At 39.0% G+C, this 23,404-nt stretch carries 24 protein-coding genes and 2 tRNA genes; 3 read left to right on the top strand and 23 right to left on the bottom strand.

The genetic code is table 11. The features are described from left to right. Nucleotides 1-5 precede the first annotated feature (5 nt). The gene (locus H561_RS0114895; protein ID WP_027387740.1) at nt 6-530 is read left to right on the top strand and encodes a hypothetical protein; all 525 of its coding nucleotides are present in this window, start codon (nt 6-8) and stop codon (nt 528-530) included. Here the strand turns inward: H561_RS0114895 and H561_RS22570 are convergent, their stop codons facing one another. The 5 genes from H561_RS22570 to H561_RS0114865 form a co-directional block, all read right to left on the bottom strand. Then, the gene (locus H561_RS22570; RefSeq protein WP_034762382.1) at nt 531-1,559 is read right to left on the bottom strand and encodes a L,D-transpeptidase; all 1,029 of its coding nucleotides are present in this window, start codon (nt 1,557-1,559) and stop codon (nt 531-533) included. Nucleotides 1,560-1,808: 249 nt separating this feature from the next. Further along, nucleotides 1,809-2,960, bottom strand: a complete 1,152-nt coding sequence (locus tag H561_RS0114885; RefSeq protein WP_027387739.1) for an acyltransferase family protein — start codon at nt 2,958-2,960, stop codon at nt 1,809-1,811. Between the two features lie 75 nt (nt 2,961-3,035). Further along, a complete protein-coding gene (locus H561_RS0114875) occupies nt 3,036-3,965 on the bottom strand; it encodes a LytR/AlgR family response regulator transcription factor (RefSeq protein ID WP_027387738.1) in 930 nt (309 codons plus the stop codon). Between the two features lie 249 nt (nt 3,966-4,214). Then, nucleotides 4,215-6,359: an outer membrane beta-barrel family protein gene (locus H561_RS22565; protein WP_051349400.1), complete on the bottom strand. Its 2,145-nt coding sequence runs from the start codon at nt 6,357-6,359 to the stop codon at nt 4,215-4,217. A gap of 95 nt (nt 6,360-6,454) precedes the next feature. Then, nucleotides 6,455-6,787, bottom strand: a complete 333-nt coding sequence (locus tag H561_RS0114865) for a DUF6249 domain-containing protein (RefSeq protein ID WP_034762381.1) — start codon at nt 6,785-6,787, stop codon at nt 6,455-6,457. A 104-nt stretch (nt 6,788-6,891) separates the two neighbouring features. Between H561_RS0114865 and H561_RS0114860 the strand changes: the two genes are divergently transcribed. Then, nucleotides 6,892-7,437: an RNA polymerase sigma factor gene (locus tag H561_RS0114860; protein WP_027387736.1), complete on the top strand. Its 546-nt coding sequence runs from the start codon at nt 6,892-6,894 to the stop codon at nt 7,435-7,437. Further along, entirely contained in the window at nt 7,424-7,837 is a 414-nt protein-coding gene (locus H561_RS0114855) for a hypothetical protein (protein WP_027387735.1), read from the top strand. The genes H561_RS0114860 and H561_RS0114855 overlap by 14 nt, the downstream gene beginning before the upstream one ends. A gap of 414 nt (nt 7,838-8,251) precedes the next feature. Here the strand turns inward: H561_RS0114855 and H561_RS0114850 are convergent. The 18 genes from H561_RS0114850 to H561_RS0114765 form a co-directional block, all read right to left on the bottom strand. After that, nucleotides 8,252-8,325, bottom strand: a tRNA-Asp gene (locus H561_RS0114850). Nucleotides 8,326-8,355: 30 nt separating this feature from the next. After that, nucleotides 8,356-8,429, bottom strand: a tRNA-Asp gene (locus tag H561_RS0114845). Between the two features lie 145 nt (nt 8,430-8,574). Further along, nucleotides 8,575-8,892, bottom strand: a complete 318-nt coding sequence (gene trxA, locus H561_RS0114840) for a thioredoxin (protein WP_027387734.1) — start codon at nt 8,890-8,892, stop codon at nt 8,575-8,577. Nucleotides 8,893-8,972: 80 nt separating this feature from the next. Then, complete coding sequence (locus tag H561_RS0114835) at nt 8,973-10,148, bottom strand: cysteine desulfurase family protein (RefSeq protein ID WP_027387733.1); 1,176 nt, start codon at nt 10,146-10,148, stop codon at nt 8,973-8,975. A 105-nt stretch (nt 10,149-10,253) separates the two neighbouring features. After that, nucleotides 10,254-10,841, bottom strand: coding sequence for an HAD family hydrolase (locus H561_RS0114830; RefSeq protein ID WP_027387732.1), 588 nt, complete (start codon nt 10,839-10,841; stop codon nt 10,254-10,256). A 116-nt stretch (nt 10,842-10,957) separates the two neighbouring features. Beyond that, entirely contained in the window at nt 10,958-11,683 is a 726-nt protein-coding gene (locus tag H561_RS0114825; protein ID WP_027387731.1) for an SDR family NAD(P)-dependent oxidoreductase, read from the bottom strand. Between the two features lie 5 nt (nt 11,684-11,688). Further along, on the bottom strand, nt 11,689-13,005 hold the full coding sequence (locus H561_RS0114820; protein WP_027387730.1) for an FAD-binding oxidoreductase: 1,317 nt from the start codon (nt 13,003-13,005) through the stop codon (nt 11,689-11,691). Next, nucleotides 13,002-13,889 carry a decaprenyl-phosphate phosphoribosyltransferase gene (locus H561_RS0114815; RefSeq protein WP_027387729.1) on the bottom strand — a complete coding sequence of 296 codons (888 nt, stop codon included), beginning with the start codon at nt 13,887-13,889 and terminating at the stop codon, nt 13,002-13,004. Before H561_RS0114815 ends, H561_RS0114820 begins: the two co-directional genes overlap by 4 nt. Nucleotides 13,890-13,995: 106 nt before the next feature. After that, the gene (locus tag H561_RS0114810) at nt 13,996-14,685 is read right to left on the bottom strand and encodes an OmpA family protein (RefSeq protein ID WP_027387728.1); all 690 of its coding nucleotides are present in this window, start codon (nt 14,683-14,685) and stop codon (nt 13,996-13,998) included. A 21-nt stretch (nt 14,686-14,706) separates the two neighbouring features. After that, complete coding sequence (locus tag H561_RS0114805) at nt 14,707-15,201, bottom strand: lipocalin family protein (protein WP_027387727.1); 495 nt, start codon at nt 15,199-15,201, stop codon at nt 14,707-14,709. Nucleotides 15,202-15,322: 121 nt separating this feature from the next. Next, entirely contained in the window at nt 15,323-16,999 is a 1,677-nt protein-coding gene (locus H561_RS0114800; RefSeq protein WP_027387726.1) for a S8 family serine peptidase, read from the bottom strand. Between the two features lie 81 nt (nt 17,000-17,080). Beyond that, on the bottom strand, nt 17,081-17,698 hold the full coding sequence (locus H561_RS0114795) for a WbqC family protein (protein ID WP_027387725.1): 618 nt from the start codon (nt 17,696-17,698) through the stop codon (nt 17,081-17,083). A 7-nt stretch (nt 17,699-17,705) separates the two neighbouring features. Then, nucleotides 17,706-18,383 carry a signal peptidase I gene (gene lepB / locus H561_RS0114790; RefSeq protein ID WP_027387724.1) on the bottom strand — a complete coding sequence of 226 codons (678 nt, stop codon included), beginning with the start codon at nt 18,381-18,383 and terminating at the stop codon, nt 17,706-17,708. Nucleotides 18,384-18,389: 6 nt separating this feature from the next. After that, the gene (lepB, locus tag H561_RS0114785) at nt 18,390-20,045 is read right to left on the bottom strand and encodes a signal peptidase I (RefSeq protein WP_027387723.1); all 1,656 of its coding nucleotides are present in this window, start codon (nt 20,043-20,045) and stop codon (nt 18,390-18,392) included. 110 nt (nt 20,046-20,155) lie between these two features. Continuing rightward, nucleotides 20,156-20,884 carry a 4-hydroxy-tetrahydrodipicolinate reductase gene (gene dapB, locus H561_RS0114780; protein ID WP_081411668.1) on the bottom strand — a complete coding sequence of 243 codons (729 nt, stop codon included), beginning with the start codon at nt 20,882-20,884 and terminating at the stop codon, nt 20,156-20,158. A gap of 42 nt (nt 20,885-20,926) precedes the next feature. Next, nucleotides 20,927-21,568 (bottom strand): DUF5683 domain-containing protein, encoded by a 642-nt coding sequence (locus H561_RS0114775; protein WP_027387721.1) that lies wholly within the window; start codon nt 21,566-21,568, stop codon nt 20,927-20,929. Beyond that, nucleotides 21,569-22,459, bottom strand: coding sequence for a ParB/RepB/Spo0J family partition protein (locus H561_RS0114770; RefSeq protein ID WP_027387720.1), 891 nt, complete (start codon nt 22,457-22,459; stop codon nt 21,569-21,571). It lies immediately after the preceding gene. Between the two features lie 35 nt (nt 22,460-22,494). Further along, a complete protein-coding gene (locus H561_RS0114765; RefSeq protein ID WP_027387719.1) occupies nt 22,495-23,268 on the bottom strand; it encodes a ParA family protein in 774 nt (257 codons plus the stop codon). Nucleotides 23,269-23,404 lie beyond the last annotated feature (136 nt).

Here is a 23,404-nt window from a genome sequence, read left to right as displayed (position 1 = left end):
ATACTATGAATACAGAAGAAACCACACTGGATAAAATCAGGACCCGGCCCAGATTTAAGATGTTCACGAATTTGACAAAAGAGGAATATGCCGAAAATCTTAAGAAATACCTTGCAGAACACAAAGACGAGTTCTCAGGCAATGTCAATAAGGAAATCGCGACCATCTGTGTAGAGACCCCAAGTGATCATTACTGGAAACCGAGACTGGCACTAAGAATAGAAACCGAAGATGAAAAAACCGCAGTCCTGGGCGTATTTGGCCCCAGTTCTGCGGTCTGGACATTTTTTATGTTTTTATATTTCTCTTTTTCAATCCTCTGGATGGTCTTTTTTTCAATGTATTACGTTGAAAAGCAGATTAACAGCCACGACTTTCCCTGGGCGCTCTCTGCATCTTTTGTTATGCTGTTCTGTATCGCCCTTACTTACGCTGCTGCAAGATTCGGACAGCACAAAGGCAAAGATGAAATGCTAAAGCTGAGAAGGTTTGCCGAGGAATCTACTTTACACCATGAAAAGATTGATTAATTAAGGAGCTTCAGTTTTCGGATCCTGCGGCATCTGCTCCACCACGGCTTTTGCCGCCCGGATAGAATCCACCACACGCTCCCGGTTATTCTGTTCTTTCAGGATTTTTTCAATATTCGGCTCGATCATTTTGGTCATTGCTTCTACTGAAATACTGTTGGCATTAGGATCATTCAACAGTTTTCTCCAGGGTTTTCTCCCACCCCATTTGTAATCTCCGTATACAAGGACAGGGGTTCCCTTTGCTTTTGTCGTAGCGCCGCCGGGATTTAACACCCAGGTATCGGCGTACCCATACAGCCATTTGGCATCTTTCATCAAAAGACGCAGACACGAGTGGGAAGCAGGATATCCCGGCAGCTCATACTGATGCCATCCGATCCCGTCAAGGTTGAAAATATTAAAATTATAAGGCAGTTTCCATTCGCTGCTTACGGTAGAGATGGCCAGTTGCTTTTTCCAGTTGGCAAACGTTAAACCGGTTCTGGTCTTGGCTGTTTTCTTACCCATACTGGTAGGTCCCCATTTTACAAGAGTCCCGTTTGAATATACGCCATAGGCCTGAATAGGATAGGAAAAAACCACAAATTTTTTCACCGGACTCAACACATCGATCTGCATCGGGAAAGGGGAATATTCCATCAGCGTCGTATCTATTTTCGCAGGCACAACCAAGGTATCGGCATTGCGCTTATTCTTTGAATCCAATCTGTTCAAAGCCAGAATCGCATACCGCTCCTGCTCAGAATATTTTTTATTAAAAACGGAAAATAAAGAATCTTTCATTTTTTTATCTTTCGGAAAGATGAAAGCATTGTAGAACCCGTCTTCCTGCATGGCCGGCGGTAAAGATTCCTTTTGTACTACAGAGTCTCTTTTTACCGTTACCGAGTCTTTTTTATCATCGGAGGTTTCAGTAACAGAAGAACCCGTATCATTGATTTTATCGATTTCCTTTTTACAGGAAACAAGCATTAGAGCAATACATAATGTGAATAAAAATGATTTTTTTACAGATATTTTTTTCATGGATACACTTGATCTTTATTTTGCTATTTATGCAAATATCAGACCTAAACATCGATTATAACGAGTATTCATAAATCTTTCATAGAACAAACCGGTAATTCATCATTAATATAAAATCTACCTGAAACTTTTCATGAACCTAAAAATAATAAAGTAAAAACAAAGTAGTAAAATATAAGAAATAGCTTGATCCGTAATTTCAAACCAGACCTGTAGGATTATCCTTTTTTTTCAAATAAACTTTGTTCACTAAATAATTTTCCTGACTCCCGGGATTAAAAGAACAAGTGAGCCCAGTGTGAAACTTCCCAGTATTATTAATGGTGCCGCTAAAAAAAGCTTTATGGCAGGATCAACATTCCAGTTTCTCAGGGCTAATGTAATGGCCACAATGACTAACGTATGAAAAATATAAACCGCAAAGCTGCTGCGTGACCAACCGGTAAGCCGTTTTGAAGAAATATTCCAGCTTCTTTTTCCTTTAACCAGCAATGCCGTCAGTATCGAAATACCAATCCACTGCTCCCAGACGTCATAGACTAAGGCCTGCCAATGAAAGCCACCAGAAAACCAAGCCGGAGGAGTATTCAGTTTTAATGCAATGAAAAAAAATACAGGAAAAACCAGCAGGCACAGCCATGCTGATCTTTTAAGCTGTCTGCCTGTTCTATCTGAAAGCTGACTGAACCAATTATTTTTGGAAGCCAATAGTCCGACAACGAATAAGGCGATATATTGCGGAAAATGTCCTAACTGAAATCCAACCGGCTTAAGGACCCATCCGACCGGAAATACAATTCTCACCAGAAAACTGATAATTCCAAGGGCTACTGCGAACCACAATATGATCCTCAGGCTCGGTACTGCCAGCGGTTTATTATAACCAGTCTTAAATAGTATTCTAAAAATTGCGTATACCAGCGTGAAAAGGAGTAATGCCGCGATAAACCATGTTACGCCTAAATCGATCCAGCTGTCATATCTGTTTAAATATTCAATATAGCCAATAGGTCGTTTTGTAAAATAATAAACCAGATAGCAAATGAACGGGGTAAGAATAAAGGAATAAAATAACAATGGAATTCCTAATCTGACCAACCGGTCTTTGATAAATTTGAATGCTCCCTTCTTAGTATATGATGAGCCTGTAAAATATGCTGCCAGCAGAAAGAAATATCCCATAAAAAATGACTGGTTGACACTTACGAACATCATCATGGGAAGCCGCGCTCCTCTATAAGCAGTTGGCTCATTATAATACCATCCTTCAGGAGAACTGTACGCAATGAAAGTGTGATGAAGGACCACAAGCAGGGTTAGCAGCAATTTAATATGGTCTATATATACTAATTTGTCTAAGACTTCGGAATTATATTTTAAGGCAGTTTTTGTATTTGTCATGACCAGTGGTTTAATGTTATCGATGGCAAACCTACAACAAGAAAAACCAGCGACCATGATGCATGTTACGGATAACTAGCTTTTGTGACGGACGACAACCTCAGGTTCCAACCCACTCCGAAGTTCCTGATAACATATATTAAAGCGCTCGGTCTGCTTTCTTGAAACAGGAACTTTCATTTCAGTTTCATTAAAAGACAATAGATAACCCTGAGAATTGCCTGATACTTTTTCGATCTTAAACATATTGACCAAATAAGCCCTGTGGCATCTGAAAAAATGAGGATATGCTGCTATTTGATTTTCAAATTGGGTTAACGAAATTCTCTTAACTTCTGTAGTCATTTGAGTACCGTCTGATTTTGTCAGTTCTATATAATTCCCGTCTGCTTTGGCAAAGAGTAAATGATCAGTATCCAGTTGGAAATCGTCCTGTTTTACCTGTGTATTGATAAAAATATCCTGTCTCGGAACTTGTTTTTGCGGTTCTATTACAAGCGGAGTAAACTGCAGGACAAGCGGAGACCCTTTTTTAGATTCAAAATAAAAACCGGACAACCTCAGAAAAAAATAGAAAAAGATACCTGCTACAAAACAATTCCTGATTTCTTCAAAAAGATAGTTCCAGGACCAGTTGTACGGATTGTTGTAAATTAAATCCCTCATCAGGAAACTGGCCGTACCTATCATAAGCAACATGATGGCTATATGAAAATATTCAATGAGCAAATTCCACTGAATATGATTTTTCTCTTTTCTGAAATAATTCAGCACCGTAAAATAAACGAATAGAATAAAAGCCGGAGCCAAAGCATGAAAAAAACAAATGAACAGGTAGTGCATCCTGAGTTCCGGATCATAAACCCCGAACGGTTTGAATAACAAAAGAAACATCAGGATAATAAGGAAGACAATAGTTGAACTTTTCATTAAATTTTCAGACCTGAATCTTTTTGGATAGTCAATAGCCGTAACCAAATGTTCTGTGTTAATGTAAAATTTCATACTTAAAAATTGTCCGGCTCAAAAATAGAAAAAAATACCTGAATTTCCGTGCATGATTATTTTGACAAAAAGTAATGTAATACATATAGCCTCAGGGCCGTGTATCCTTTAAATTCAGCCTATTGTAAATGCTGTACAATATGGTTAAACTTTGGTGGTATTCACACAGGCTAGTTCTTTACTATAAATATAGACTTCTGTACTTTAACTGAGTTCTGTTAATCAGTGAGAAAAAGACAGGAATACTTTCTAATTTGCCAGATCGTTATTCTCAATTTTTCTTCTGGTACTTTTTACTTCGTCTTTAAGCTTTCCAAATTTATAGGTGATCGTAAAACCAAATGACCTGAAGTAATCCTTTACATAATTATTCTGATAGAAATCTGTTCCCTGAGTCTCCGTAACGGCTTTCCTGAATTGGTTAAAAGGATTGTTGATATACGCTGAAAAAGAAAACCGGTTATCCAGAATACTTTTGCTGAAGCTGAATGAAGAACCCGTAAAAGCATTGGTCGTACTTTGCAGACCGGCAGGCATTTTACTGTTGAATTCAATATTTGAATTGATGTTCCAGTTATTTTCAAACTGATAATTGGCCGAGAAGTAAATATAGTAGGTGAAAAGATTATTTTTAACCCGAATATCGTTGACTTCCCCATTAATAAGGAAATAAGCTGCATTTCCATTAATTCCTAAAGTGAGTTTATTTGTAACGGGATAATTCAGGTTATAATCTAAACCCAACCGGCTGACACTGCTTGAGTTTTCAAAAGTAGTTCTCGTAATGTTGGTCGCCGGATCATACGTCGAAACTTTAAGGTCAATTTTATTTGAAAAGGAATACCCGAGGCCAAGATTCAGATTTATTTTTTTATTATAAGAATAGTTAGCCATTAAATCATTGTTGATAACCGGTTTCAGATACGGATTCCCGCTGATTTGAAAATAAGGGTTTGATTGGTTAACGAATGGATTCAAACGGATAATCCCTGGTCTCTTGATCCGTTGGGAAAAACCGAAGTTGATACCGTGGTGTTCTTTCCAGTTCTTACCGATGGAGATATTCGGAATCAGATTAAAATAATTCTGCCTGACGTCTGTATCGGTAGAAGTAAAATTCACATTTGTATCGGTAGTCTCTAGTCTCAAACCCATCTGGAAATTCCATCCGAATAAACTGAATTTTGTTGAAACATAAGCACCATACATATTCTGCCGGTTTAAAAATTCATCCGAATTCAAAAGGCTTTCCGGAATTGATGTGTATTGGCTGCTGTTTTTTCTGAGTATGGCTTTTAGACCTGTTTCAAGATAGACTTTCTTGATATTTTTCACAAAATCAATCTGGAAGGTATTTTCGCTGTTCTCACTGTCATTGTCCTGACTGATATTACTCACAGAGTCGGTCAGTCTGTTTTGAAAATCCGTTAAGCTGTTGACAGTATAATTGTAGTTATTGAACCGGTAAGAAAAGGTCAGCAGCTGGCTTTTATCATTTCTGAAACCGACCTGGTAATTGGCAGAAGCCTCAAAACCTTTTCCATGGCTGTCAGAATTATTGCTTGAACGATTATTCTCAGTAAGTATATTGTGTCGGGAAAAATTAGAATCAAGAAAATCTTTGGATGTATTGTCGGCAAAATTTGAACCCAACTGAATATTTAAAAGGTTCAGACTATCAATTTCGTAGCTGGCATTAACATTGAAATACCCGCCGTTGCCTTTTCCTGAAGTTCTTCCATCCTGAATCAGATGATTTGACAGAGCCTGTTGATTATTCTGATAACTGATTTCAGGATTTCTTTTGAGATAACCGCCACCGTACACCGAAATGCCTAATTTTTCCTGTTGGACATTCAAAGAAAAACCGGCATTCTGCTCCTGTTTTGGAAACCTTGATCCAAGATTTACGGAAGCGTTGTAACCATCATTCATTTTTTTTGCCATAATAATGTTGATAATACCGGAAGCCCCTTCAGCATCATATTTGGAGGACGGATTGGTAATGATCTCGATATTCTGGATGGTACTTGCCGGAATACTTTTCAATACCTCTTTAGGATTAGTAGTGAGAAGCTGGGTCTCCTTTCCGTTGATCAAAATTTTAAAATTGGTATTTCCCTTGAACAGAATGTTTTCATTGCTGTCCAACGAGAGATAAGGCATTTTTTTCATCATTTCCAGAAGGTTTTTGGACTTGCTTTCAGGATCCGACTGAACATTGTATATCAACCCATCGATTTTTGTTTTGATCAACGGCTTTTTCCTGCTGATAACCACTTCCTGAATCGAAGTCTCCTGTTGGGATGAAGCAGAATCTTTTACCTGTTCCTGAGCCTTTACGTTACTGAATAATAAGATTAAAGACACTACAGAAATTATTTTTATTTTCATAATTATCGTTTTAAATTAAGGACATAAGAATCCTGAGAACAAGATTTTTGTTCTTAAAAAAGGGTATGTTAGTATTGATTATTTAAAGAGAAAGGCTATTTCTTCCGGTTCCTGATCAGGAAATAATAGCTGAGGAAACCGAGCGAGACAAAAATTGTCATTACACCATACGGCAGCGGGGAATTTTCATTGTACGGAATAAATTCCAGAACGATCAACCCGGTCCCGCCAAAAAGCAGAATAATTCCCCATTTCAGCATTTCCGAACCTAAATCGGTAAGATTATTAAGAATGATGAACATTTTATCATCGATATTTTCTTTATTCAGTATCTTCTTTTTCAGGTCATAATTCGTCAGAACTACGATTACAACGCAGACTGCAATTAAGATTGCGATCATTACTATAAAGGGTGCAAGTTGTTTCATTGTAGAGGATTTAACCAATAGACAAAGAAATGTATTTCAGGTTACAAAATATTGAATATATTAGAAAATTGTAACCGATTGTAAAAAATGGTGTCTAATAGAATATGTTCGATGAAGAGAAAGTCATTTCTGATATTATAAAAGGTAACCTGAATGCATTTCAGATCGTCGTAAAGCAATATCAGAATCTGGTCTACTCCATTCTGAACAGGATGCTGAGCAATGATGAGGATATCGAAGATGTCGGCCAGGAAGTGTTCATCAAAGTTTTTGAAAACCTGAAATCATTTAAGAAGGAATCTAAATTATCCACATGGATTGCAAAGATTACCTATAATATTGCTGTTAATTATCTGAAGAAGGAAGTTAAGAAGAAATATGATAATCTGGATGACAGTATTGATTTTCAGTTTTCTTCAGAGACCCCGGAATCAAAGCTGATCGGGAAAGAATTTGATGCATATCTGAACCGATTGATCCGTGAGCTTCCGTTGCAATACAAAACGGTGATCACGCTATATCATTTGGACGAACTGAATATTCAGGAGGTTCAGAAAATTACAAAATTTCCAGAAGGAACCATAAAAGTATATCTTCTCCGGGCCAGGAAATTATTAAAAGAAAAATTACAGACCGATGGATACCCCTAGAAAAAAAATGGCCGAAGGCCTGAAAGAAAACAACAGCAATCAGGAAATTATCGAATCTGATGATGAATTTTATAATTTTCTGGATCGTAATCTTGAAAAAGAAAGTACTAACAGTTTCTCTTCGGGATTTTCAAAAAACATTATCCGGAAAGTTGAAGCAAAACAGCAGCGCCGCTTCAATATGAAGATCTGTATCCTAATCTCAATTCTATTGGTAATAACCATTCCGATGTTTGTCAGTTTTCTGAGTACAGATTTTATTCTAATGCTGGCGTCAGCAGTTTCAAAACATAAATTTACCTTTATATTCTTGATCCTGGCTGTGATTTTAATTCAATTGGGCGAAAAACTGATTATTTCCAAGAAAGATTTACATCGGGGAGAATATCAGAAGAAATAATACAACTTTATAGTAATCCCGAATAGAGTAAGAAAAATAAAACCCCTTAAAACATATTTTTTAAGGGGTTTTTGATGAAGTATGAAATCATCAAGCGAACACGAAGGGACTCGAACCGTCTTGTCTAAGGACCAGATGACAGGCCGCCATCCCATTCCTTTATAAGTCTTTCAATGGAAGCACGGTTCAGCTTTTTCAGCCTCCTCTCTTCGATCAGAGCAAGGGACTTGGATGCAAATTTCTGAACCTATACAATTTTCCAATCCTCCGTCCCGGAAGTATATTTGCCCTTTGAGGTAAGATGATACGTAAGACGCTTGCCGACATTTTCAGAAAACCCTTTATAATAAACATTTTGCCCAGGGAACGTAATATATAAACAAAAAAAATCCTGTAAAATTATTTACAGGATTGCGATCCGGACGGGACTCGAACCCGCGACCTCCGCCGTGACAGGGCGGCATTCTAACCAGCTGAACTACCGGATCAATTTTTTTAAGAAATTGAGAAAACTTTTGCGATCCGGACGGGACTCGAACCCGCGACCTCCGCCGTGACAGGGCGGCATTCTAACCAGCTGAACTACCGGATCAAATTTCTTAACTGTTGTTTCTTTTTAAAGAACTTCGTTTCTTTTTTGTGATGGCAAAAGTACAACTTTTTTCGTGATATGCAAACTATTTATAAAAAAAATACCTCCCAGTAACGGAAGGCATTCATTATCAAACTTATTATTTTTATAAGTGTGCGCTCAGTTTTTCAGCGATCACTTCTTTAGGAGCTACTCCTACCAATTTATCTACCACTTCACCGTTCTTGAAAATAAGAACCGTAGGGATATTTCTGATACCGTACTTCATAGAAATCTCCTGATTGTTGTCAACATCTACTTTTCCTACTACCGCTTTCCCTTCAAAATCTGTTGCTACTTCTTCAATAATCGGTCCTAATGTTCTGCAAGGTCCGCACCATACTGCCCAAAAGTCTACCAATACCGGTTTATCTGATTTTAAAACCGTGTCCTGAAATGAGCTGTCCGTAATTTCTAAAGCCATTTTATTTTTTTATTTAATTAATATTATATCTTTTCCTGTTCTTAATCAGACACCAAAATTACGCCATTTGGAGTATATTGCTATCTATGCTCAACATTTGTATTTTCTATAACAAAAGCACCTGAAATTTCCTTCAGCGCATCAGCTAGCGAATCAATATCCTCTTTTGTAGTCATGTGGCTGAATGAGATCCGCAAAGGCGTACAGTGATCCATTTCATCTTCAGACAGCACCATCATCATTACCATTGAAGGTTTTGAAGCTCCTGATGAGCATGCGCTGCCCTGCGAAATGGCAATTCCCTTCATATCTAACTGAAGCCCGATCAACGGGTTTTTATACGGTAGCAAAGCACTTAAAACCGTGTACAAGCTATTTTCCATCTCATCACTCCTTCCGTTGAATTTGATTCCCGAAATTTCTGCGGTAAGTCTTTCTGCAGCATACCTTTTTATTTCCTGCATGTGGACTGTATAATCTTCCAGATGGGCAAGAGACAATTCTAGTGCTTTTCCCAACCCGACAATTCCTGCCACATTTTCAGTTCCTGCTCTTAAACTTCTTTCCTGAGGCCCGCCGGTAATAATCCCTTTCAATCCGCTTGATCTTCTGATAAAGGCGAAACCTATTCCTTTAGGCCCGTGAAACTTATGGGCACTGCAGGATGCAAAATCAACCGGTATATCGGAAAAGTCCAGATTCATATGAGCCATGGTCTGTACGGTATCCGAATGGAAAAGAGCGCCGTGAATTTTGCATAGTTCCGCAACTTTTTTAATATCCGTCAGGTTTCCGATCTCATTATTGGCGTGCATTAAACTTACCAGTGTTTTCTTATCAGAAGCCATTAACAGTTCTTCCAGCTTATGAAGATCAATATCGCCTTTCTGGTTGGGACGGATATAGTTTACTTCTACCCCTTTTCTGCTTTTCATATCCAGGATGCTTTCAGATACGCATTTGTGCTCCAAAGGAGAACTGATGATTCTCTGCACCCCAAGATGTTCAACACTGGATTTGATGATCATGTTGTTGGATTCTGTACCGCAGGAGGTGAAAATAATCTCAGCCGGGGTTACATGAAGATAGTCTGCCACCTGCCGCCTTACATTTTCAATAAGGATTTTCGCTTCCTGTCCGAAGCTGTGCGTAGAAGACGGGTTTCCGAAATTCATTCTCATGGTACCCACCATTGCATCGATAACTTCTTCCGAAAGAGGAGTCGTAGCAGCGTTATCTAAGTATATTTTATTCATTCTTACTTTGAATATTTAATTTGACCGAATATGTAATTGCTCTGACAATAAGGAAAAATCAACGGTTTGCGTAAATCCTTATTAATCTAATTTCACCGCCCAAAATTAGTGAAAAAATTGATAATGTCCCTCATTTGCCCAGGCCAGCATCGGTTTATCTCCGGAAGTGTCTCCGAATGCAATAATTTTGTCGTATTTATTATCACTGATTTCCGATTGGATTCTTGCCAGCTTCTCTTTTCCGTTACAGTTTTTACCGATAAAATTCCCTGTGAAAATCCCGTTTTTAAACTCGGCTTTCGTAGAAACCAGCTGCATCTGAAAGGCTTCTGCAAAAGGCTTGGCCCATATATCAAGCGATGCGGTAACCAATAAGCTCTGGGTATGATTACGGTCAATATTCTGAATAAAGTCTAGTGCATTTTCCCGCACAATTTTAGGATAGTGTTCTTCAAAAAACTGACGGGATTTTTTTTCAATTTTTTCCTGTGTCTGTCCTTTGAGGATAGAGCCGATAAAACTTTTTTTCACTTTTTCAGTTTCCGCAAGCTTTAATTTCAATAAAATAAAAAGCGGAACATGCTTCAAAAACTGCAGCCGGAATTTTGTGGGATCGTAAAATTTCAGATACATAAACATTGTATCCCCATACGTCAGAGTACCATCAAAATCAAAGCAATACAGTTTTTTCATTGTCAATTATCTAATGTATTAAAGGTGAAGATGACAGAGATATTTTAAATCTCATATTTTTAAACGGTAAAATATTTCACCATCCCGTAATCTTCTGTTTTCAGCAGCAGGCAAATTTAAAGTTTCAATTTCTTAAATATAAATTCAGGGATATTCCTGATGATGATCATAATGATTCCCCACACCGGCAGAACATAGGCAACATTCTTCTGATGCTTATAGGCCTTAAAAATAGAAGCGGCGGCCTGTTTCGGAGTTGCTGTCAGTGCCGGGTTTAACGGGAGACCCTCGGTCATCTTTGTCGCCATAAACCCCGGTTTTACGGTCATGACGTGGACTTTTTTATCAAAAAGATAATTCCTCAATCCGCTCAGATACGCGGTAAAAGCTGCTTTGGCACTTCCGTAAATAAAATTACTCTGCCTGCCGCGGTCTCCGGCCACAGATGACAATCCTATAATTGTTCCCGATCTCCTGCTTTCGAATTTGTGGGCAAAATAGTTCATCACGGGAACTAATTTTGAGTAATTGACATCAATGATCATTTCCGTATTCTTATTGTCATATAAACCTTCCTCGGTCCCTTCACCCAAATATCCCGTTGCACAGAACAGGAGGTTCGAGCTGATCTTTTCAAACCGCATATAGTCGATTTTCTTCATCAGATCCAATTCGATGACTTCTGCCTGCTGAAGAAACTTCACATCAATATGCCGGGCAAATCTTTCGGCCGTTTCTTTATTGGAGGTCAGCAGATAGATTTTTTCAAATCTCTCCCCTTGATTGAGGGCTTCTTCTACAAAAGCCTGTGCCACTTCCGATGTACTTCCTAAAACGATCATTTGGCTTACTTATTATTTATAATTCTTTTGTGCTGCAAAGACACAAATTTTGAGCTCTGCGTATTTTTAAGGTAATTCGTCAGCGATGATCTGCTCATGCTGTCTTTGGTAAGGTAAATCCTGCCTCCGAATTCTTCCACAATCCGGTCCAGCTGCTCGACCATTTTTTTCAGTTTAGAATTCACCTTAAAATCAAGGGCGAGGGTATAGCCTTCCACAGGGAAAGAATTGTAGGCTTCCGGATTGTGCTTTCCAAACAGCTTGAGAATGGCTAAAAACGAGCCGTTCCCACTATTGGCAATGGCCTCCAGAATTTTCGTCATGCCTTCTTTACCCCTTTCTTTGGGAATTACCATCTGGTACTGAATAAAACCTGATTTCCCGTATATTCTGTTCCATTCATGAACTGCATCCAAAGGATAAAAAAAGGTTTCGTAGTCGATGAAATTTTTAATTTCTTTTTTTCTCTGTTTATTAAAATACAGCAGATTGAAAAGCTTTGCCGTCAGAGCATTCAATACGAACCTCGGAAAATAAAAAGGGACCGTCGGCTCAAATTTTTTCTTCAGCCGCAGCGGTTTATCTCTTAAATTCTGAGGAAGCTCATGCTGAAAAGCGTGTTCCCCCCTCATCAAAATACTCCTTCCTACATTTTTTCCTTTCTGCAGGCAGTCGATCCATGCAACGGTGTAGGTCCAACTTTCACTTTCTTCAAACAGTCTGAAAATTTCATCCAGGTTATCTGCTTTGATGCTTTCCTGACGGATGAAGGCAGATTCAATATTTTTAAGCTTGAACTTAGCGGTCAGGATAATTCCTGTAAGCCCCATTCCCCCGACGGTAGCCCAGAACCGGTCTGTATTCTGCTCTCTTGAACAGGTGATGATTTCACCGTTCTCAATCATCAGTTTGAACTCAATAACATATTCTGAGAAACATCCTTCGGCATGGTGATTTTTTCCGTGCACATCAGAGGCAATGGCTCCGCCTACGGAAACGAATTTTGTTCCCGGAGTCACATATAAAAAGTAGCCCTGCGGAACGGCAATGTCAAGCACGTCCGAAAGCAGGACCCCGGATTCACATTCTATAATCCCGTTCAACCGGTCAAAACTGATGAATTTATTTAATTTTTTTGTTGAAAATATATGTTCGGCCAATGAAGCATCACCATAGCATCTTCCGTTTCCTCTTGCAATCACTTCATTATGGTCAAGTATAAACTGTTTTATTTTCCGGAAGCTGTCATCAGACCTCATTTCCTTTTCCACTACGGGATAGTTACCCCAATTGGAGACTTTCTGTATAAAATTCGGCTTCATTTTTTAAAATAAATTTGGATTAAAAATGCAGCAATCCACAATAATAAAGTGACCTGGATGTATCGGTCTCGGTAAACAATTTTAGTGGGAGATTCCGTTCTGTTATATACCAAAGTCTGCTGCAGGTATCTTAAAAAGGCAAAAACGACAAAAATTACGGTATAAAAAACCCTGGAATGGAATTTCGCCTGCACTTCCGGCGACAGCGTAAACATCAGATAACAAATAATGGCCAGTGTTACGGAAATGGACAGCGTAATATCAGCAAACTGTACGTTGTATCCATCCAGTGACCGCCTTGTTTTTCCGGAAACCTGCGCATTGATCAATTCACCTCTGCGCTTGCCTATCGCCAATACCAATGCCAGAACAAAAGTAAGCAGAATAGCCCACTGCGAGATACTGATCTCTGTCATATATCCGCCTGCCAGTACTCTAAGGACAAATCCGAGAGCTATAATTGAAATATCAATAATCGGGACATGCTTTAATTTAAAGGTATAGGCAATATTCATTACAAAATAAGAGCCTACAATTACCGCAAATTTCCATAAACTCTCCTGAAAGTAAGCCTGGGCAAAAAAAAACAACCCAGTGTCTGCAACAAGAAGAGCTGCAAAAATGATTATAGCTTTTGATTTGGAAACAGCTCCGCTGGCTAACGGCCTTCTTCTTTTTTCCGGATGCTTCCTGTCTGCCTCAATATCATTATAGTCATTTAAAATATAAACGGCACTGGCCGCCAAAGAAAAAATAATAAAAGCAAATATACTTTTGGTTAATAAATCGAGGTTTTTGATGCTGCCCGAAAAGAATAGAGGAACAAAAACAAACAGGTTCTTCACCCATTGCTCTACACGGAGCAGCTTTAAATATTTCTTCATTTATCTGAGTTCAAATGCAAAAATAGGGGTTTAAAAAATAGCAGCATAAAAATACAAAAATAACCGCAAAAGCGGTTATCTGTGAAAATATTTATATCTGGGATAATTATTGTCCCTGCTTAGCTTCGTTAATCATTTTTTCATTAGCGGTAATCGCAAACTCCACTCGTCTGTTTTTTGCTCTCCCTTCTTCTGTGTCGTTAGTAGCAACCGGCATCGCTTCCCCTTCACCTTTTGCAAACAATCGGTTCGATGCAATCCCTTTTCCTGATAAATATGACCTTACAGCATCTGCTCTTCTTTCTGAAAGGCTCATATTGTATGAATCTGTACCCTTGCTGTCCGTATGACCGTAGATATTAATATTGGTATCCGGATTATTGGTTAATACCTGAGCCAGTTTATCCAGGTTTGTCTTGGCAGTGCTGGTCAGTGCAGAAGAATTAAAATCAAAATTCACAATACTTTCGTTCAGCGTAATTTTAATACCGTCTCCTACTCTTTCCACCTCGGCACCAGGCAATGTTTCTTTAATCTCTTTTGCCTGCTTATCCATTTTATTACCTATGACATTCCCGGCTACTCCACCGACAATTCCACCCAGTACAGCACCGATGGCTCCGTTTCCTCCTCTTCCTACATTATTCCCTAGAATACCACCTAATACAGCACCGGAAGCAACGCCTACTGCAGTTCCTCTCTGCTGATGGTTAGAATTCTGTACGGCCTCACAACTGGTAAGCAATAAAGTTGATGATAAGAAAAGTGCTCCTATGTATGTTTTTGAAAATTTCATTTTGTTTATTATTTATATTAATTATTTCATTCCTGTTCTTTCGAAATTGTAAGTAACCCTTACATTTTCTCCGCCGAAAGGAACATTTTGTTCAAGAGAGAACTGATCTGTCGACTGACTTGTTAATGTTAAAGTATAACCTGCCGTATTTTGTTTCGCCTTTGTTCCGTCAGCGATTTTTTTAAAACTAAAAGTGTTCCCGCTTACTACGTCAAGCTTAATCGGCTGTGTAAATCCGGCTCCGCATGCTCCGCCCCCGTTCAAGGTATAAGCTCCCGTCCAGTTATTAGGAATCAGCCTCCAGTGGCTTCCAACGAAACACTGGGCATCAACCCCATCATCAAAAGGCTTGATTTTAAATTGTTTATCGTAGTTAATGCTGACGATCTGCCAGTCACCTTTCATTTTAAGAAATTCTGATCTCTGATTTTGGGCGGTCTGTGCATTTTTGACTCCGGAACAAGACACTGCAAAGAGTGATGTTCCCAACATCCCTGCAAATAGTAACTTTTTCATTTTGTTGTTTATTATTTACATACAAATCACAAAAAACCGTGCCAAAATTGAAATATATAAATAAAAAAAGCCCGGAAATTCCGGACTTTATATGATTCAACCTTATAGACAGGAAGAGATCTTACTTTTTAACAGCCTTTTTTGCGGATTTTTCAGTCTTTTTTACTGAGCCTGCTTTTCCGTTGTAAAAATTAGCATAGGCGTATTCAGCAGCTTTTTTCAAATCAATCACCCCTCCGGCCTGAGAAAAGTCTCCAAACTGACTGGCCGTGCTTGCATTGCTGGATTTTACCAAAGATTCGATGATCTGAGCCGGTGTCAGATTAGGCATATAAGCTAACAAAACCGCAGCAGCTCCTGCTACCACAGGAGAAGCCATGGATGTCCCCTGTAAATATTTGTACTCATTATGAGGAACTGTGGAATAAATTTCCTGTCCGGGTGCAAAGACATTCACCATTTTTTTGTTGAAGTTGGAGAAGCTTGCCCTCAGAGCATTGTTATCATTGGTACTTGCCCCTACTACCAGAACATTGTTTACAAACGGTTTTTCATCGGCTACATTCTTGAAATTAGTAGGATAAGCGAGGTGCTCGGCAACATCTTCGTTTTCATTTCCTGCTGCTTTTACCAACAGAACGCCTTTATCCTGAGCATATTTAAAAGCATCCCAAACCACGCTTTTACCCGGAGAAACCGGTTTACCGAAACTCATATTTAAAACCTTGGCACCGTTGTCCACAGCATATCTGATCGCATTGGCCACATCTTTATCTCTTTCGTCACCGTTCGGAACGGTTCTTACGGACATGATCTTAGCTACTTTTGAAGCAACCCCGTACTGAATTTCCTTTCCGTTCGGAAGGCCTGCAATGATTCCCGCTACGTGGGTTCCGTGCTCTGCATCCGGACCTTCGTAATGATTGTTACCATATGATTTTTCAGAATAATCATCATAATTGTCTCCTACGATTTCTTTTCTCGGATCGTAATCCAGGTCATACTGTTTTGCCTGAGGGCCGAAATAATCCATCGCTTCCTTCATTTGTGCCTTCATTGCTTTTTCAAATTCAGCGGAAGATTTACCTTTGAATTCAGGGCTTTGAGAAACCTGTGTCAGAACCTGAGCAGCCATTGCTTCTTTTTGTTCCGCAGGTTTTATGGCCGCCACATTTTCAGGGGTAACAGGTTTTCCGTTTAACAATCTTACCATCGTAGGAATGGCATCATTGATCATGGTATACATCTGGATGCTCTGTCTCGCTTCAACGCTTTTTTTGGTAAACAGCTCTTTGGCCTTCATGTACATGGCAAAGTCTTCGGGCATTTTAGCCTGATTGGCTTTGTTTTTTGCAGAATCATCGCCTTCAAAAACAGGTTTGTATTTTTTAACCACGCGGGTTACTTCCATATTGTCGATGTCGATATCGGCATTTTTACCGCCGATGAAATTCCACCCATGGATATCATCAATGTAACCGTTGCCGTCATCATCTTTTCCGTTGCCCGGAACTTCATTAGGGTTTGACCATACATTTTTAATCAATCCAGGATGATCTACCTGAACCCCGCTGTCCAAAACCCCTACTGTGACCATTTTCGGTTTAAGGCCTTTGGACTCTAAAAATTTATATGCGTTTTCTGTATTAATCCCGTATACTTTTGTTGCCGCAAAATCTTTGTGATACCAAGTCATAAGATCTTTATCTTCTTTCGGATCAACACCTGTCTTTGCTTCCTGAGCATAGGAAAAGCTGAATCCTGCTAAAAAAACAGCAGCTAATAATACCTTTTTCATATGTATATATAATTTATTTAAATCCATACGAAACTGTCCGGTTTCAAGCGTTCACTTAAAATTTCTTCAGGCAGCTTCATATTAATATGATTGTTTAATATTTTTAATATAAGTCATGGATTCCGGCCCTTTGTTACAGATCAGGTCTAAAATTGATAAATCTTTTATAAATCCCAGCTTATCTGAGAAGGTCTGATAATATTCATCCATCTCAAATTCCGAAGGAGATTTTGCTGAAAATTTTTCCCTGAAACTTAGTTCTTCCGGATTTTTGATGTATTCTACATTCAAAGAGTGTGCCTTTTCTGTTTTCATGATCTGTTGGATAATTTCCAGTGCTTTCAGGTTAAAATCCACCAGGTATTTTTCCTGTACATCAAATATTTTCCTGAATTTATCTTCATAAAACTCGAAATACGGGGAACTCTGGTAAGCTGTTTTAATCGACTTCCAGTGAAGGCCTTTCCAGTCTTCACGGTAGGAAATCTCTATATCTTTCAGTTCTCTTTTGCCATTATGGGCAATCGGGATGATTAATGATAATTTTCCGTTGGCTCCGTAAATATTGGTTCTGTTCCTGTAGGTCTGCTTGGGGAAATTTTCAAACTGCTCAAAAACAATTTCATTTTCAGGATTTAAAAATACTGAGAACCATGAAACAGGCGGCAGATAAAATACCGGTAATAATACATTTTGCATATTCTTTTTAATTTTTAGGATAAACAATTCTTCCTGTAATTTCTTCTTCATCAACAAATCCAATATATCTTGAATCCAAACTTGCATTACGATTATCTCCCAGAAAGAAAACTTTTCCTGGTGGAATGGTAATAGGACCAAAATTATCCGCATTCCAGTTTTTATGATAAACTTTTATAATTTCAGAATCTGGATTGGGATTTATAAATCTTTCATAAGAAAAATTATCATTAAGTTCATTTTTACTTAGCTGAGTAACAAAATAATCAGCATTCATTTGAAAGAATTCATTTTCCGAAACCCCTCTCATCATTAGATCATTGACAAAAGCTCTATCTATTTTATAGGAATGTTTAAGATTTAGATCCGCATCTACCAATTTATTATTTACATATAAGTCACCATTTTTAATTTGAACCCTATCCCCTGTTACACCTACAAGTCTTTGAACATAAACTCCTTTACCAAATTCTTTAGTATCTTGATTGTAAGTCAATAATTTAAATTTTTCATAAGGAAGAATATTGGTAATAATTACAAATGACTTTCGTTTAATATTTGGTTCACCTCCAGCTTGGGGTACATAAGCATATTGCAAAACCCCAAAGAGTTTTGCAATAATTAAAAGGGTTACAATAAAGCTTCCTGTAAGAAGTACTCTATTAAAAGTTTTATTTTTGAACATTCAAAATTAATCATCTTCTGTTTTCTTCTTTCTGAACAGCTTCATAAAATATTCCCATCCGAAGAACAGAATAAGAATCATGGCTGCGATCCACCAGTAAGAGGTTTTATTTGCTTCGCCGGTATTGGTGGCTTTGAACATTCTGTCCCAGCGGACTTTGAACGGCGCCTGATAAGAAGAACTGGCATCCTTGAAAGCTCCCTGAAGGCTCATCCAGGTAAACATCGGTTTCCCTACAATATTCTCTTCCGGAACGAAACCAAAGAACCTGGCATCCAATGACGCATCCCGGTTATCTCCGACCATCATATAATAATCCTGCTGGATAGTATACTGATTGGTTTCTTTCCCGTTAATGAAAACTTTCCCGTTTTTGTTTTCTAAGGTATTGTGTTCGTACTTCTTAATAATCCATTGGTATTCCGGCAGTGTTTCCTCATTAATGGTTACTATGTCACCTTTTTTAGGAATTTTCAGAGGACCGTACCAGTCCTGATTCCAGGGCTTATTGATCGGGAAAATAGACTGAGTGGTATCAATACTTTTTGTATACGCTGTTTTGTCAGCATTTAATTTATGAGAAATCGTAGCGGAATCTTTAGGGTAAATATTTTCCTCCATGCTGATGACATTGGGTAAAGCTTTGATTTCTTTAGCCGTCTTGTCGGTAAGGCCCTGGAACATATAGGTAAATCCGCCCTTATCACTCTGCATTTCTCTTACAGGCAGAAATCCGTAGGTATTGTACATCCCGGGAATATCAAGCTGAGTTCCCGTTTCAACGGTATAGGCATGCTGAACATCCTGATCTCCCAAAACAGTTTCCGGTTTCCCGTTCACGAAAAGCCTTCCGGCTCTCATTTCGAAAGTATCACCAGCAGCAGCAACGCATCTTTTTACATAAGGGTCTTTTCTGTCGATAGCGGTGTGCACTGAATCCTGCGGATAATTAAAAACCACCACGTCATTACGCTGAGGCTTATTGAACTGCAAAATTCTTTCGTATGGTAATTTTATGCCGTCAACATAAGATTTCGGATCGTCTTTAGGATTTCCTTTTTCACCGGAATCAAACATGGTTCCCTGTAAGAAAGGTATGGCAACCGGACGCATCGGAAGGCGGTAACCGTAACTCCACTTGTTTACGAAAAGAAAGTCACCTACCAGCAAAGTCCTTTCCATGGATCCTGTCGGAATTCCGAAAGGCTGCGTGACAAAAACGTGGATGATGGTAGCAAATACTACGGCAAAAGTAATAGACCCTAAAAAAGAATCTTTCTTCTTTGCATTCTTTTCTTCATCAGTCAGGAACAGATCATTTTCATCTTCAATCTCTACATCTTTACTGTAATTCACTGTCGCCATGTAGATGAACGGGAGAATAACGGTAAGCAGCTGATCTTTGAAGAGACTCTTCCCGAATTTTTTCATCAGGTACAGATGAAAAACAGACATCATGATCGGTCCGACAATCGGCAGATATGATAAAACAGCCCACCACGTCGGGTGCTTTGTTTCTTTTAAAATAATAAAGTAATTGTAAAAAGGTATAAAGGAAAATAATGGATTATACCCCATTTTTTTGAACAGCTTCCAGGTGGAAATTCCCATCAATACAGATAAAATGAGAACATATACTGCATAAGTTAAAAAATAATTCATAAATTTTTGTGCCTAATCTATACTATAAATAACGGATAATAAACAAGGAATAACGGTATCTTTGATTATTATATCCAATAAGTCCGCAATGTAGGGATTTTGTTACAAAATTAAAGTCCTAAAACATCCTTCATCTCAAAATTCCCTTTTTTATCCCTGATCCATTCTGCAGCAACCACAGCGCCCAGTGCAAAACCATTCCTGTTGAAAGCGGTGTGCTTAATTTCAATTTCATCCACTTCGCTTCTGTAGAATACACTATGGGTTCCGGGAACCTCATCTTCACGGATGGCAAAAATGCCCAATTGATTTCCCTGGGTTTCTTCCAGCTTCCACGCATCAAATTTAGGATTGTTCTTAAAAATCCCTTCCGCAATGGAAATTGCAGTTCCGCTCGGCGCATCTTTTTTATGGACATGATGGATTTCTTCCAGTTGACAGGAATATTCATCGACATTTTTCATCAGGTCAGCCAACTTTTCGTTAAGCGCAAAAAACAGGTTTACGCCCAGGCTGAAGTTGGAGCCGTATAAAAAGGCAGTGCCGTTTTCAACAGCCAGTTTTTCAATTTCGGGCTTTCTTTCCACCCATCCCGTGGTTCCGCAGATCACCGGAATTTTGTTCTCAAGACAGGTTTTAATGTTTTCGTAAGCCACTTCAGGTAAAGAAAATTCAATGACAACATCCGGATGATTCAGGTTTTCAGCAGTTGGGGTTTCTTTCAGGCGGGCAACAACTTCATGGCCTCTTTTCGAAGCAATCTCATCGATGATTTTACCCATTTTACCATATCCAACTAATGCTATTCTCATATTTTCTTCTTTATCTGTTCTTTTAATGCAAAGAGCTTCATCAGAACAGTTTATCTATTAATTAAATGATTAAAACCTGTAACTTAAACTTACTCCTGTTTTAGGAGGGGCCAATCCATATTGATCCTGAATAACAGCCGGATTGAATGACAGATCCGGATCATGGCGGCTTTCATATAAGTGGGCATCCACCACAGCATCCACAATATTCAGGATATAGATCAGTCCTGAAATGGCAATGGCATAATCCCTCTGTCTTTTTGCACGGTCCTGGGCATTTCCCAATGCCACCTTATCCAGCCACGGATGGGTATCTACAAATTCATTCGGGGTCCCGTTGAGCTTGGCAATATAATATTCACGATATTTCCTGTACTGATTGTCATTCCACACTGCAATACCTACTCCAGCACCTACGGCGCCCCATACGATTGGGATTTTCCAGTATTTTTTATTGTAAAACTGCCCCAATCCCGGCAAAACAGCAGAATATAACCCTGCTTTGGTAGGATTCAGTTTTAAGGTTTTCCCGGTCGGTCCGTTTGCTTTTTCAAGATCTGAAACCACTTTTGCTTCGGTTCTGGTATTGTTTTTTTCTACAGACACACTGTCTTTCGGAAGGTATTCTACCCGGATGGTGTCATTAGGATTCACCTGCGAATAGGCAACCGCAAACAGGCACAGAAAAAATATAAGAAATATTTTCTTCATTTATTTAATATGGGATAAAATATATTCCAGTTCGTCTTCATTTTTGAAGTCCAGGACAATTTTACCTTTTTTACCGTTTCCGGTGGTTTTTATTTCAACTTTTACATCCAGTATATCAGCAATGGCCTTCTGGGCTCTTTTGTAATTGTTGTTCAGTTCAACTTTTGCTTTTTTTGCCGCTGCCGATTTTGGATTCTTCAGTGCTGTAGCTGCCTGTTCAGCCTGGCGTACATTTAGTTTTTCTTTAATAATCAGGTCAAATAAAATCTGCTGGTGCTCTTCATTTTCCAGACTGACGATCGCCCTGCCGTGCCCTGCAGAAATCTCCCCGCTTCTGATGGCATTCTGGATGTCAGGATTCAGTCTTAACAACCGGATCGAATTGGTGATGGTACTCCTGTCCTTCCCTACCCTCTGGCTTAAATTTTCCTGGGTAAGCCCGATTTCATCCATCAGCCTCTGATAGGTCAGCGCGATTTCAATAGCATCAAGATCTTCCCTCTGGATATTTTCCACAAGGGCCATTTCAAGAAGCTCCTGATCGTTTACCAGGCGGATATAAGCTGGAATCGAATCCAGACCCGCCAGCTTACTGGCTCTGTAACGCCGTTCCCCGGAGATGATCTCAAATCTTTCCCCTTCTTTTCTTAAGGTAATCGGCTGGATAACACCTAAGTTTGTAATGGACTGGGCAAGTTCGTTTAGTGATTTTTCGTCAAAATAAGTTCTTGGTTGCGTCGGGTTGGGATAAATATCTTCAATGGCAATTTCCACGATATTCCCTACAAACTTATCCGCTCCTTCGTCTGTCGCGGAATTGATCGTTGCTTTGGATTCGGCACTCAGAATGGCGCCTAAACCACGTCCCATCGCTCTTTTTTTGTCTTTCATATCTGCTTTCAGCTTTAGCTCCTGCTATACGCTTTTTAATTCTTTACTAATTTTTCATTTTTCAATAAAACTTCTTCCGCCAGCTGGATGTACTGGATCGCACCTTTGCTTTCGGCATCATAATTCAGGATGCTTTCCCCGAAACTCGGAGCTTCGCTGAGCCTTACATTCCTGCTGATGATGGTTTCAAAGACCATTTCCGGAAAATGGGCATTCACTTCTTCCACCACCTGATTAGACAGTCTCAAACGGCTGTCATACATCGTAAGAAGCAGTCCTTCAATATCTAGGTCTTTGTTATGGATTTTCTGAACGTTTTTAATGGTATTCAATAATTTACCAAGACCTTCCAGAGCAAAATATTCACACTGGATCGGGATGATCACAGAATCTGCTGCAGTAAGCGCATTAACGGTAATCAGTCCTAAACTCGGCGCACAATCGATGATAATGTAGTCATAATCATCCTTTACCTCCTGCAATGCTTTTTTCAGCATATACTCACGGTCTTCTTTATCCACCAGTTCAATCTCTGCCGCTACGAGGTCGATATGGGAAGGAACAATATCAAGATTAGGTGTTGCCGTCCGTTTGATACACGTTCTGGTTTCAACACTGTGTTCCAGTAGATTATATGTAGAATACTTAACCTCTTCCACACCAAGCCCTGAAGTGGCGTTGGCCTGAGGATCAGCATCAATGATCAGGATCTTTTTTTCCAATACCCCTAATGCCGCGGCTAAATTAACAGCTGTTGTTGTTTTTCCGACTCCCCCTTTCTGATTAGCGATACCTATGATTTTTCCCATTATTCGAACTTTAAGGCTCAAAAATACACATTTTTCCTTGCTCTGAATGAATGAATAAAATGAAAATTGAGTTAAAATATTGTTAATGAGCAATTTAACGATAAAAAAAATTATCCACAAAAAAAATTCTTTGTGG

This window comes from Chryseobacterium gregarium DSM 19109, assembly GCF_000430845.1.
Lineage (GTDB): Bacteria > Bacteroidota > Bacteroidia > Flavobacteriales > Weeksellaceae > Chryseobacterium > Chryseobacterium gregarium.
Note: the sequence above shows the minus strand (reverse complement) of the source record. Positions and strands in the feature narration are given on the sequence as shown.